13 protein-coding genes and 2 pseudogenes are annotated in these 11884 nt (G+C 71.4%); 13 read left to right on the top strand and 2 right to left on the bottom strand.

Annotated elements, in window-relative coordinates:
- On the bottom strand, positions 1 to 677 hold a 677-nt coding region (locus MXD58_RS10010; protein WP_250609239.1), incomplete at its 3' end, for a PAS domain-containing protein.
- 704 nt (positions 678 to 1381) lie between these two features.
- On the opposite strand from MXD58_RS10010, the gene MXD58_RS10005 reads away from it, so the two are divergent.
- From MXD58_RS10005 to MXD58_RS31070, 7 genes and pseudogenes are all read left to right on the top strand, one after another.
- Positions 1382 to 2665: a TadA family conjugal transfer-associated ATPase gene (locus tag MXD58_RS10005; protein ID WP_248841135.1), complete on the top strand. Its 1284-nt coding sequence runs from the start codon at positions 1382 to 1384 to the stop codon at positions 2663 to 2665.
- Positions 2665 to 3522: pseudogene (locus MXD58_RS10000) on the top strand (type II secretion system F family protein); the annotation flags it as partial. The gene MXD58_RS10005 and the pseudogene MXD58_RS10000, both read left to right, overlap by 1 nt.
- Before the next feature lie 197 nt (positions 3523 to 3719).
- Positions 3720 to 4670, top strand: coding sequence for a type II secretion system F family protein (locus MXD58_RS09995; protein WP_248841133.1), 951 nt, complete (start codon positions 3720 to 3722; stop codon positions 4668 to 4670).
- 65 nt (positions 4671 to 4735) lie between these two features.
- Positions 4736 to 4969, top strand: a complete 234-nt coding sequence (locus MXD58_RS09990) for a hypothetical protein (protein WP_374615904.1) — start codon at positions 4736 to 4738, stop codon at positions 4967 to 4969.
- Complete coding sequence (locus MXD58_RS09985) at positions 4956 to 5390, top strand: TadE family protein (protein WP_248841131.1); 435 nt, start codon at positions 4956 to 4958, stop codon at positions 5388 to 5390. The genes MXD58_RS09990 and MXD58_RS09985 overlap by 14 nt, the downstream gene beginning before the upstream one ends.
- Entirely contained in the window at positions 5387 to 5968 is a 582-nt protein-coding gene (locus MXD58_RS09980) for a hypothetical protein (protein ID WP_308301934.1), read from the top strand. The genes MXD58_RS09985 and MXD58_RS09980 overlap by 4 nt, the downstream gene beginning before the upstream one ends.
- 171 nt (positions 5969 to 6139) lie before the next feature.
- On the top strand, positions 6140 to 6544 hold the full coding sequence (locus MXD58_RS31070) for a DUF2510 domain-containing protein (RefSeq protein WP_374615902.1): 405 nt from the start codon (positions 6140 to 6142) through the stop codon (positions 6542 to 6544).
- A gap of 395 nt (positions 6545 to 6939) precedes the next feature.
- On the opposite strand, the gene MXD58_RS30230 is transcribed toward MXD58_RS31070, so the two are convergent.
- A complete protein-coding gene (locus tag MXD58_RS30230; RefSeq protein WP_284678149.1) occupies positions 6940 to 7359 on the bottom strand; it encodes a PASTA domain-containing protein in 420 nt (139 codons plus the stop codon).
- A gap of 752 nt (positions 7360 to 8111) precedes the next feature.
- Here MXD58_RS30230 and MXD58_RS31065 point away from each other — a divergent pair.
- The 6 genes and pseudogenes from MXD58_RS31065 to MXD58_RS09955 form a co-directional block, all read left to right on the top strand.
- Positions 8112 to 8315, top strand: a pseudogene (locus MXD58_RS31065) (helix-turn-helix domain-containing protein); the annotation flags it as partial.
- A 183-nt stretch (positions 8316 to 8498) separates the two neighbouring features.
- Positions 8499 to 8978: a hypothetical protein gene (locus MXD58_RS09970; RefSeq protein ID WP_248841129.1), complete on the top strand. Its 480-nt coding sequence runs from the start codon at positions 8499 to 8501 to the stop codon at positions 8976 to 8978.
- Positions 8979 to 9084: 106 nt separating this feature from the next.
- Positions 9085 to 9219, top strand: coding sequence for a hypothetical protein (locus tag MXD58_RS30225; RefSeq protein ID WP_284678148.1), 135 nt, complete (start codon positions 9085 to 9087; stop codon positions 9217 to 9219).
- Positions 9220 to 9269: 50 nt separating this feature from the next.
- A complete protein-coding gene (locus tag MXD58_RS09965; RefSeq protein WP_248841128.1) occupies positions 9270 to 9398 on the top strand; it encodes a WD40 repeat domain-containing protein in 129 nt (42 codons plus the stop codon).
- A 380-nt stretch (positions 9399 to 9778) separates the two neighbouring features.
- On the top strand, positions 9779 to 10441 hold the full coding sequence (locus MXD58_RS09960) for a response regulator transcription factor (RefSeq protein WP_248841127.1): 663 nt from the start codon (positions 9779 to 9781) through the stop codon (positions 10439 to 10441).
- A 1-nt stretch (position 10442) separates the two neighbouring features.
- Positions 10443 to 11884: sensor histidine kinase (locus MXD58_RS09955; RefSeq protein ID WP_250609237.1), on the top strand; the 1442-nt coding region annotated here is incomplete at its 3' end.

The raw sequence follows: 11884 nt of genomic DNA, 5'->3' as shown, positions 1-11884 counted from the left end.
CGCCCCGGGCTGGGCTCACCCGGCACCGGCCGGCGCGGCTGCGGCACTGTCCACTGCCGGCCGGCCGCCGGGGAGTCGAGGTCGGACTGGTCGGACGGGTGTCCGTCGAACGCGGGATGGCCGGCATCACGGGGCAGCGGTCCCGCCGGGTCACCCGGGCCGAACGCCCCGTCCTCGAAGCCGCCGAACGCCCGGGCGGCCTCGTCGAATGGGTCTCGCCCGCCGAGGCCGTCGAGCAGGCCGTGCCGGTTGGGCCCGTCGGGCAGCAGGCCACCCGGGCTGCCGGCCCAGAGGTCCCGCGACGCGTCGCCGAGGGGGTCCTGCTCGAGCCGGTCGTCGTCCAGCATTCCCCGGTCGAGCAGCTCGCCGTCGAGCAGCGTGCCCGGGGTGAGGGTGCCGACGAACCGCCGCAGCCCGTCGCCGGCGGACGTCTCGACCGTCTGCAGGGTCGCGGTGCGCCCGGCGCCGGGGCCGGCGAGCCGGACCTGGAGCGAGAACCCGCCGCCGCGGACGATGAGCCGCCGCCAGTGGTGGCTGACAGTGGCGACATCCTCGGGGTGGACGATCCGGTCGAGCCCCTGCCCGAGGGCTTCGTCACGGGGGAGCCCGGTCAGTTCGGACCACGGCCGGTTCACAAAGACATGACGACCTACCACGTCCGTGGCGAATACGGCCACCGGGCAGTTCTCGACAATTCGCCAGAACATTTTCCAAGCGGTCGTGTCGAACATGTCTGACGACTGGGAATCCCCGTCTTCGGTCATCGTGCCGCCCCTTTCGGGCGCGGCGCACTGCGCCGGGGATGCATCTTCGGGCGCGGTGCCGAACTCGGCGAACGGGCTTCTCGCGGGCCGCGGACGAGCCCAGCTATCGACGGCTGACCGGACACGTAAGTGACCCCCGAGGCAGGTGTTGGTCGCCTGTCGGGTGAGATCGGCGGGGTGGGGGAGGCTCCACCGGTCGACCCAGCAGGCGGTTGTGGCATGACGGGCACGTTTTTAGGGACCGCCGCGAGGCTATCGCCTCCGGGCCGATTCGACGGCGAAATCGCGCGGGCGTTTCCGGGGCGCTCGGTGCGCCTCCGGCCGCACCGGATGTGTGCGTGCAGCGATGGCGCTGTCCCGATCCGTACCCGAAAATTGAATACGGAGAGTGACTTGCCTGGCGGTGAGGGCGAGTCGCTGTGCACGGCGTGACCTGTCGGTGTCCTACCCGACCGAGCGAGCCCTGGGGGGTTGTGCGAACGTTGTTGGGTCCGTCCCGATGTTCGGGTCTTGATAAGCGGTGACCTTCTTTCTACGCTTAGTAGTAATTGTTCTGGCGAAGGAAGACGCGTGGCCGAAGGAGCGGCGGTTTCGTGGCGGTGGCACGCGGTGGCTGGATGGACGCCACATCCTTCGTCGAGGACGAGGTCCGGGAGCTCGTTCGGCGGCGTTCCCTCGATCCCGTGCGCGATCCGGCTCTCGTCCGTCAGCTTGTTCACGAGGTCCTCGGCGACTATGAGGAACGCGTTCTCGTCAGTGACCTGCCACCGGTCGTCGACCGGGATGTCACCGCGCGACTTGTCTACGACGCCGTTGCCGGATTCGGGCCGTTGCAACGCCATCTCGACGATCCCTCCGTGGAGGAGATCTGGATCAACGAGCCGGGCCGGGTATTCGTCGCCCGCGCCGGCCGCAGCGAGCTGACCACCACGATTCTCACCGCCGATCAGGTGCAGGACCTGGTCGAACGGATGCTCAAGTCCTCCGGGCGCCGCGTCGACCTCTCGACGCCTTTCGTCGACGCGATGCTCCCGGACGGTTCCCGGCTGCACGTCGTGATCCCCGACGTCACCCGCGTGCACTGGTCGATCAACATCCGCAAGTTCGTGCTCAGCGCGTCCAGCCTCGACGAACTGATCGGCCTGGGCACGATCACCGCGGCCGCCGCGGCCTTCCTGGAGGCCGCGGTCGTGGCCGGCCTCAACATCATCGTCGCCGGTGGCACCCAGGCGGGGAAGACGACGCTGCTGAACTGCCTCGGCTCGGCCATCCCCGCGCGGGAACGGGTGATCTCCTGCGAGGAGGTCTTCGAGCTGAAGCTGCGCAACCCCGACTGGGTCGCGATGCAGACCCGGCAGGCGAACCTCGAGGGCAACGGCGAGATCCGGCTGCGCCGCCTGGTCAAGGAGGCGCTGCGGATGCGCCCGGACCGGCTGCTGGTCGGCGAGGTCCGCCAGGAGGAGGCGCTGGACCTGCTCATCGCGCTGAACTCCGGGCTGCCCGGCATGTGCAGCCTGCACGCCAACTCGGCCCGCGAGGCCGTGACGAAGCTCTGCACGCTGCCGCTGCTCGCCGGCGAGAACGTCAGCCACGCCTTCGTCGTCCCGACCGTCGCCGCCAGCGTCGACCTCGTCGTCCACCTGTCCAAGGACGCCTCCGGCCGGCGCCGCGTCACCGAGGTCGTCGCGCTGCCCGGCCGCGCCGAGGGCGACGTCGTCGAGATCGCCCAGATCTATCGCAGCCGCCCGGAGGGCCTGGTCCGCGCCGACGGCTACCCGCCGCATGCCGACCGCTTCGCCCGCACCGGCTACGACCTGCCCGCCCTGCTCGCCCAGGGCGAGCACGACCTGGCGCGCCGCCCGCACGGCGGCGGCTGGCCCGAGATCGCCGTGGAGCACTGATGGGCATCTTCCTCGGCCTGCTCTTCGGCCTGGGCCTGTTCCTCATCGTCAGCAGCGGGCGCCAACGCGAGACCGCCGCGGCTCGCACGACACCCCGCTGGGAGCACACCACCGCCGAACTGCTCGCCCAGGCCGGCATCCGCGGGCTCAACCCGCGCCAGTTCGTCGCGATAAGCATCGCGTTCGGCCTGCTCACCGGGCTGGTCGTGCTCGCGGTGACCGGGACCGTGGCCCTGGCAGGGGCCTTCGCGGTCTTCGCGAGCCTGTTGCCGCGCGCGCTGGTCACCCGCCGCCGCAACGCCCGCATGCACGACCTGCGGGAGCTGTGGCCGGATGTGGTCGACAACCTGGCCAGCGCCGTGCGCGCCGGCATGTCGCTGCCCGAGGGACTGGCCGCCGTCGGGGTGCGCGGCCCGGTGCAGCTCCGGCCGGCGTTCACCCGCTTCGGCGAGGACTACAGCGCCACCGGTTCGTTCTCGATCTGCCTGGACCGCCTCGCCGACGAGCTCGCCGACCCGATCGCCGACCGGATCATCGAGTCGCTGCGGATGGCCCGCGAGGTCGGCGGCACCGACCTCGGCCGGCTGCTGCGTACCCTGTCGACGTTCCTGCGGGAGGACGCCCGCACCCGCGCCGAGCTGGAGACCCGCCAGGGCTGGACGGTCAACGCCGCCCGCCTCGCGCTCGCCGCGCCCTGGATTGTCCTGCTGCTGCTCGCGACCCGGGGCCAGAACGTGCAGGCCTACGACAGCCCGACGGGCGTGCTGGTGCTGGCCGGCGGCGGCGGGGTGTCGGCGCTGGCCTACGTCCTGATGCGCCGGATCGGACGGCTGCCCGAGGAGGGCCGCGTGCTGCGCGGGGGAGCGCCGGTCGACGTCGCGCCTGAGCCCGCGACCGCCGCGCCGGCCGCCGTCGGCGGCACCCCACGACGCCCCGACGCCGGCGGCGCCCGCTCGACGTTCGGCCCCGGCGACCCGAGTTTCGATCTGCCAGGTTTCGATCTTCCGGGGTTCGACGGCCCAGGTGCACCCGGCTCCGGATCCGAGGAGTGGTCATGACGATGGTCGCCGCCGGGGCGCTGCTCGGCCTGCTGGTAGGCCTCGGCCTGGTCATCGTGATCTACCGGTCGCCGCGGGCGCGGCGCATTCAACTCGCCGACCGGATAGACCCCTACCTGCGGGACACCCCGCGGCCGTCGCGGCTGCTCGCCGACCGGCCGCGGGCGACCGCCCGCCCCGGTTTCGCGGCCGTCGAAGCGCTGGTCCGGCCACTGCTGTCGGACGTCGCGGGCCGCCTGGACCATTTCCTCGGCGGCCGGGCGGCGCTGCAGCGCCGGCTCACCCAGGCCGGCGGGCGCACCAGCATCGACGAGTTCCGCGCCCAGCAGGTCATCTGCGCCGTCGTCGGTGCGCTGATCGGTGCCTTCCTGCTGGCCCTGCACGCGTTCCTCGGGGTCGGCCCGCCGGCGCTGGTCAGCGTCGCGCTCATCGTCGCGGGCGCCGCCGGTGGCGTGGCCGGGCGGGACTACTGGCTGACCCGGGCGATCTCCGAGCGCGAGGACCAGATGCTGCTGGAGTTCCCGACGATCGCAGAGCTGTTGGCCCTTGCGGTGACCGCTGGCGAGTCCGCGATCGGTGCGCTGGAGCGGGTCGGGCGGCTCACCCAGGGCGAGCTCGGCCGCGAGCTGCGGCTGGCCCTCGCCGACGCCCGCGCCGGCGCGACCCTCGTGCAGGCCATCGAGGGCATCGCGGCGCGCACGGCGCTGGCGCCGCTGAGCCGTTTCGTCGACGGCATGGCCGTCGCCATCGAACGCGGCACCCCGCTGGCCGACATCCTGCGCGCCCAGGCGATGGACGCCCGGGAGGCCGGCAAACGCCAGCTCCTCGAGGCCGGCGGCCGCAAGGAGATCGCCATGATGATCCCGGTCGTCTTCCTCGTCCTGCCGACAACGGTGATCTTCGCTTTCTATCCGGCCCTGGTGAGCTTCACCGTGATCGCGCAATGACCGAAGGAGTGGACATGGGACGACGATTCGCACCGGCTATGGCGAGGCGGCTCACGACCAGGTGGTTGGCGTGGCGCGTGGGCGTCGACGCCCGTTCCGACGAGCTGACCGGCCACGACCGGGACCGCGGCGACGTCCCCGGCTGGGTCATGATCACGGTGATGACGGCGGCCCTGGTCGTCGCGATCGCCACGCTGGCGACCCCGGCTCTGCAGAACCTGTTCACATCGGCGATCAACTCGGTCTCCGGCGTCGGTGGCGGTGGCGGCGGCGGGGCCGGTGGTGGTGGCGGCAACTGAGCGGGCGGCCCAGCCCGCAGTGCCACCTCCCGCCCCAGTACCTCCGGCGGACGAGGGCTCGTCGGTCGTCGAGTTCATCCTGGTCAGCACGCTGCTGTTGTTCGTGATCCTCGGGGTTCTGCAGGTCGGGCTGGTCCTCTACGTCCGCAACACCCTCGCCGCCGACGCGGCGGAGGGCGCGCGCCACGCGGCCAACCTCGGGGTCGCCGCGGGCGACGGCGGCCCGTACGCGCAGGCGCTCATCGCCCGGACGATCCCCGGCCGAGCCGACACGACCTGCACCGGCACGGACGAGACCGGCGGCGGGGGCACGCCGTTGGTCAAGGTGACCTGCCGCGTCGTCGTTCCGCTCGTGCTCGTCCCCCTCGGCGACGGCGTGACCCTGACCGTCACCGGCCATGCGGTGAAGGAGCAGCCGTGAGCTCCCCGGCCCGGGCCCGGGCCCTGCGAGCGGTCCGCCGGCGTTGGGCCGTCGTCCTCTGGGGCCGGTCCAGGCCCGACAACGACGGGCTCGACAACAACGACGCCCGGGCGACGGACGAGGGCTCGGCGATCATCGAGTTCGTCGGCCTGTCGATCGTGCTGCTCATCCCGTTCGTCTATCTGTTCCTGTCGGTGTTCTCGGTGCAGCGGTCGGCGTTCGGCGTCACGCAGGCCGCCCGCGAGGCCGGCCGCGCCTTCGCCACCGCCGGCAGCGAGTCCGAGGGCATCGACCGCGCCCGCCTGGCCGCGTCCCTGGCGCTGCAGGACCAGGGCGTCTCCGAGGCCCCGCAGGTCCGCTTTGCCCCCGCGGGCGCCAACTGCGGCGCCAGCAACCCCGGCGACGGCGCCGAAACCCTCGAACCAGGTGCCTCCTTCGTCGTCTGCGTCCGCACGGTCGCCGCCCTGCCCGGCACCGGCGCCCTGTTCGCCGGCCTCACCGACGTCACCGTCAATGGCCAGTTCACCGTCGTCATCGACCAGTTCCGCGCCAACCGGCAGGACGCCGCCCAGCCATAGCCGTGGTTCTAACGTCCGGCGGGCGCGTACAGGCCCAAGCCGACGAGGACGGCGGCGGCTCGTAGAACCGCACGCCTCCGACCGAACGTCGTGAACGGTGGACAGTATGCTGTCTCGGCAGCATTGGCCTCGTTCGGAGTCGGCGAGGCACTTCGCGTCGGGGGATGCCACATGGCAAGGCGAATACATACAGGATGCAACAACTGTAAGCGTTGCACGAACAGCGGCGCGGCCGAGTTCGGGCGACGGCAAGGGAAGCTCTGGGCCAACGTCGCGACCGGTGGCGGCGTCGCAGCAGTCCAAATGTTCACCCCGAACTGCCGGGCGTGCGGCCACAAGATTTCGCTGCACGACCAGGGCAACGCCCCCCAGGGAAATTCGTACTACAGCCCCGTCGCCGTCCAGGCCTTCAATCCGCCACCGGTACGGCTTCCTCCCCTGCCGTCGATACCGCCGCCTCCACCACCGCCGTCACCGGAAGTGCCGGCGGGTTGGTACCGCGACCCAGACGGCCAACCGTGTAACCGCTGGTGGGACGGCGACCGCTGGACTTCTTATACCGCTCCGCTCACGTAGAGCGAGCTGCTCGGTCGGGCCCGACAATCAAGCTGGCCCGAGTTCTCTTGGGTGAGGGGATCGAAAGTCAGGCCGCGGCTGACGATCCGCGCTGGCGGCACTCACCACTGCGACCCGCCCCGGGAAGGAAGATTCCCTCGACAGCTCGCTGCCGGACGATGCCGGATGGGGTCGATGCCGGTCGCGCAGGCTGTCAGTGCGCCGCGGCGCACTTCTCGGCGTCGTAGGGGAGATGGCCGAGCCCGCGGGCAGCGCTGTCAGGTCTGCGGGAGTGCTGCCCGCCCCAGCGATTCGAACCCAGAGCGACGAGGTGGTCAGGCACGCGGCTCTCACCGCGTGCCTGGATCGACTCCGTCCCTTCATGGTCGAGGTCAACCGCGCTCTCGCCCGCGGGATCAGGGGTCGGTGTACTTCTTGGATCGCAGCAGGACCTGGCTGTCGGTGCCGGCGATTGTTCCGGCGGCCGGCTGCTGGGAGATGACGTGCCAGTTCCGGTCCAGGAGCAGCAGCCGACCCTGGCCGGTGGCGTCCTCCTCGGCCAGGTTGTAGAAACCCGCTGCCTGAAGGGTGTCCTGGGCAGTCTGGTGGTTCATGCCGACAAGGTTCGGTACGGCCTTCTGGACGGCCGGCGGCGTGGTCGCGACCGCTGCTGCCGCTGCCTGGGCCGGTATCGCTGTGTCGGTGGGTGCGACGGCGGTCAGCGGAGTGGTGCCGGATCCCGAGGCGGCGGTACTCGAGGCGCCATTGCCTCCGCCCGCAGCGAAGCCAACAACGAGGAGGAAGAGCGCGACCCCCACCCCGATCCCGATTTTCATGTTGCGGGAAATTCCCCGCTTCTCAGGTGGCGGTGGAGGCGCGGATGGCCGGCGTCCGGTGTACCGCTCTCGCGCTGGTGGCGGATAGTCGTAACCGGAATAGTCGCGGCCCGCACGATCCACTGGACGGTAGGGTCGATCATCGTAGTAGCTCATCGTGCTGTTCCCCCGTGTAGTGCGTCAGGGTTTTCATGGTAGTGGTCCTTGCATCGCGACGATCCAGGGATGTCGCTGGTTGGTGGTCCGTTGGTTGGCCTGCGGCTGGTTGTCGCGGCAGCGGGGCGGGCGCCGCGATCCGACGGTTCAACCGGTGACCAGCGAGAGTCGAGGGAAACTGGTTGGGGAGCGCGGCGGGCCGCGCGGCTACGCGTGGTTGTTTCGGTGATCCGGGAAGGGGTCCTCGGCGGGGTTGCCCGGTCCCTGCTGGGCGGTTTGCTGCCCTGAGTGGCGGCGGCAGGTTGCGTGATGGCGGGACCGCGCGATCGCCGCATCCTGGGCGCGTTAAATCGTCGCCGAATTGCGTCAGGTCGACGTCGTATGGATTTTCAAGATCTCTGTCGATCGGACTGGGTCCCTGCTGTGAAGCAAAGCGAGGTATTGTCTTTGCTTGGCAGCATGACGTGAGGCCGGAATCAGTCAAATCTTTGATGTGTAACGGGATGGGTTCGACTCGGGCAATCGCCGAGGCGGCCTTTTGATCCGGTCCCGCCGATGAGGAGTGAAACGTGCCCAATGTCAAGCAGCGCTACCCGATGCGCGCCTTGTATGCCCACGCCCGTGCCGTGCGCCTCACGTCGGCGCCGGACGTGTCTGTCCGGTCCTGTCGGGCGGTGCTGATCGCCCTCGTCGGCTACGTCGATCGTGACTCGTGGGCAGGTGCCTGGCCAGCGGTATCCACGCTGGCCGCCCGCGCCGAGGTCTCAGTCCGCACGGCTCGGCGAGCTCTGCGAGCCCTGGAGGCAAATGGAGTCATCGCTACCAAACTGGGGGGCGGCCGGCGGTCGAGCAGCTACCGGATCATCCGGCCGGCTATGACGACGAATTCGACGCCGGCCGCGTCGCCTGAGGCTGGTTCGCCTGACCCGGATCCCCCACCTGATCCGGAACCGGCGCCTGGCTCGGATTCGCCTTCTTCTCCGGTGACCGGACAGCGCGGCCGGAGCGGCCGCCGATCCCCAGTTTTTACCCCGCACCTCACTTCGTTCGGTGCGGCGGGGGGCGCGGTCAGGTCGAGGCTCAAGCGGCTCCGGGAGCTTCCGGACGATCTGCTCCCGCTGTCGCAGGAGCTGCTTGCACGTGGCCTGCGGGCGTCGTTCTCGCTCACCGCCGCCGAGGTCGCCGAGGTCCGCGAGGCGCTGGCGCGACATGGTGTGGCGCCGCTGGTCCGGGCGGCCTATGCGGCGCACCAGCCGCTGCGGCCCGCCCGGTGGTGGTCCGCCTGGATCGGCCTGTGGTCCGGTCTGCCGACCAGGCTGCCTGCCCGCTCGGCAGCGCCGCCGTCCGCGGCTGATACCCCGCCGCCCCGGCGGCCGGACGTCACCGCCGCCGGGCTGACGGCCTGCCGGGCCGCTCTCGCCGCACGCCGAACACTCCGAAAGTCCACCGCCGGCCAAGCGTGATCCGACGACGGCCGAGGAGTGCGCCGCGGCGCACTCCTCGGCGACCGACCCGGTCGGCGCGATTCTCGTCGGCGCCGGCGTGCGCGGTGACGACCACAGGATCGGCTTGTGGGAGACCTCCGACCCGTCCACGCCGCGTTCGCCGCACGAGTTCGTCACCCGGCATTCCGGCCCGGTCTACGGGGTGGTGATCACGCAGGACCAGCGCACCTCGTCACCGCCGGGAAAGACACCACGGTAGAGCGGTGGGACCTGACCGACCTGGCCTCGCCCCGTCCGCTCGGATCGCCGTTGACCGGTCATTCCAACAGTGTCTGGACGGTCGCGTTCTCCCCGGACGGCGCCGTCCTGGCCACCGGCGGCTGGGATCGCACGATTCGGTTGTGGCACGTCCCCAGCCCGTCGGCCGAGGCGCGCTGACCGGGCGGCACCCCGCGGACCGGTCGACGATGCTTAGGTCGGGCCTTCCGTTGCCTCGCCCCCCGAGTGGGAGTCGACGCATTCGTGACGGTCGGGTCGCTCGTCGTGTGTGATGGTCGGAGCGTGATGGTGGCCGTCGCTCTTCGTGCTTGGTTGTCTCGGTGTTCACGGTGATGTGTGTGCGGAGGGTGCGGGTGGCGGGCCGCCGGATGTTTCGCTGGTGACCGTTCTCGGCGTCGTAGCGGTAGCCGTAAGGTGCCCGCGCCGAGCGGGTCACGGTCCCCCGTCGGGCGTCCGCTCGCTGGTCGGCGGCGCTCTTCACGTATTCGAGATGGGAGGGGCTACCGCGGCCTGGCCGTGGCTGAAGGAGCGAGGCGTGAATGCGGGTGTTGCTGGTCGAAGACGACCACGGCGTGGGTGGGGCGATCAAGGATGTGCTTGGTGCGCGCGGTCATCCGGTGGAGTGGGTGACGCGGGGCGCGGACGCGCTGCTGCGCCACCGCGGTGCCGATCTGGTGCTGCTTGACCTGGGGCTGCCGGACCTGAGTGGACTGGAGGTGCTGCGGCGGCTGCGGCGGCTGGCGTCGACGCCGGTGCTGGTGCTGACCGCGCAGGGCACGCACGAGCGGGACATCGTCCGCGGGCTGCGGCTCGGCGCCGACGACTACCTGCTCAAGCCGGTGCGGATGGACGAGCTGCTCGCGCGGATGGAGGCGGTGCTGCGCCGCACCCAGCACGAGGGGCTCCCGCCGGCCGGGCGGGTCCAGGTCAACGACATCGCGATCGACCTGGACACCCATCTCGTCACCGTCGCCGGCGCGGAGGTGGTGCTGACCAAGATCGAGTTCGAGATCCTCGCGGTGCTCGCCCGCAAGGCGGGGGCGGCGGTCAGCCGCGAGCAGCTGCTCGACGAGGTGTGGGGCGACGCGTACGTGGCGGTGTCGCGGACCTTCGACGTGCATCTGTCGAAGCTGCGCAAGAAGCTCGGGCAGCCGAGCCCGCTGCACAACATCCGCGGCTTCGGTTACCGGCTGGGCACCTGAGGTGCGGCGACGGCTGCTGATCGTGTTGTTCGCGGCGGGCCTCGCGGCGCTCGCCGCGTTCGCCGTCCCGCTGCTCTACACCTCCTCGGCGGAGCGCACCGACCGGTTCGTCAGCCGGCGCACCGCCGACGTCAACCGGTTCGCCGAACTGGCGCTGACCGGCTCCGACCAGCTCGAACCGGAGATCGACGCGCACGCCGACCTGTTCGGCGACGCGGTCGCCGTCGTTGACGCCACCGGCCGGCCGATTGTGCGCCGCGGGAACTTCGGCGGCGACAACGACGTGTCCCGGGCGATCGACGCGGCGCTGCGCAACCAGCGCCAGGCCGCTGTGGGCGACATCCGGCCATGGTCGTCGGGCCGGGTGGTGTTCGCCCGGCCGGTCGGCAACGGTATCGAGGTGTCCGGCGCGGTGGTGCTGCTGTCGAGCCGGGCCCGGGCCGCGGCCGACGTGGGCCGGATCTGGGGGCACGTGCTGCTCGGCCTGCTGGCCTTCGCGGTCCTGTTCGCCACTATGATCATTCTGCTGGTCCGCTGGGTGCTGCGGCCGATCACCCAGTTGGAGCACGGTCTGCGGGCGGTGGGCAAGGGCGTGCAGTCGGCGCACGTGCCGCCGTCCCAGGGACCGTCGGAGGTCCGCACGCTGCTCGCCTCGTTCAACCGGATGGCCGACGCGGTCACCGAGTCCGCCCGCCGTCAGCGCGCCCTCATCGACGACACCTCCCACCAGCTGCGCAACCCACTGATGGCGATGCGGCTGCGGATGGACATGCTCGCCGGCTGGATGCCCGCGGGCGCCCGCGACACCTACGCCTCCATGGTCAACGAGGCGGCGCGCCTGCAGGTCCTGCTCGACGGGATGCGGGCGCTGGCCGTCGCCGACGCGGCGGCCACCGAACTCGCCGCGCATCCGCCGGCGCCGGCGTCCTGCGACGCCGGCGAGACGGTCCGCGAACGCGTCGAGTTCTGGTCCCCGGCCGCCGCCCGCAACGGTGTCACCCTCGTCGCCCGCACCTCGCCGGACCCGGTGCCGCTGCGCTGCACCGAGCAGGATCTGGAGCAGATCGTGGACGTCCTGCTCGACAACGCCATCAAGTACGCGCCAGGCGGCACGGTGACGATCATGGCGTCGGTCCGCTGGCCGTCACGGCGCGGCCGGGTCACCGTCGCCGACGACGGCCCGGGCGTGCCCGAGTCGGAGCTGCCGCACCTGACCGAACGGTTCCGCCGCGGCAAGCAGGACGTCGCCGGCTCCGGGCTGGGCCTCGCGATCGCGGAACGGCTGACCACCAACCACGGCGGTCGCCTCATCCTCACCCGGGTGGTGCCCCGCGGGCTGTCCGTCGCGATCGACCTGCCCACCGCCGACGGCGCGAAGCCGCCGCCGCCCACCGCCGGCTCGTCCGGTGGCGGGTCGGGCGCGAGCATGGCCCGGGCGGACAC

Source organism: Frankia sp. AgKG'84/4 (assembly GCF_023242965.2).
Classification (GTDB): Bacteria; Actinomycetota; Actinomycetes; order Frankiales; family Frankiaceae; genus Frankia.
Note: the sequence above shows the minus strand (reverse complement) of the source record. Positions and strands in the feature narration are given on the sequence as shown.

Coding starts and splice junctions, on each gene's coding strand:
- MXD58_RS09995 (WP_248841133.1), top strand. CDS start 3,720: ATGACGATGGTCGCCGCCGGGGCGCTGCTCGGCCTGCTGGTAGGCCTC.
- MXD58_RS31070 (WP_374615902.1), top strand. CDS start 6,140: ATGGCAAGGCGAATACATACAGGATGCAACAACTGTAAGCGTTGCACG.
- MXD58_RS10005 (WP_248841135.1), top strand. CDS start 1,382: ATGGACGCCACATCCTTCGTCGAGGACGAGGTCCGGGAGCTCGTTCGG.
- MXD58_RS09960 (WP_248841127.1), top strand. CDS start 9,779: ATGCGGGTGTTGCTGGTCGAAGACGACCACGGCGTGGGTGGGGCGATC.
- MXD58_RS30230 (WP_284678149.1), bottom strand. CDS start 7,359: ATGAAAATCGGGATCGGGGTGGGGGTCGCGCTCTTCCTCCTCGTTGTT.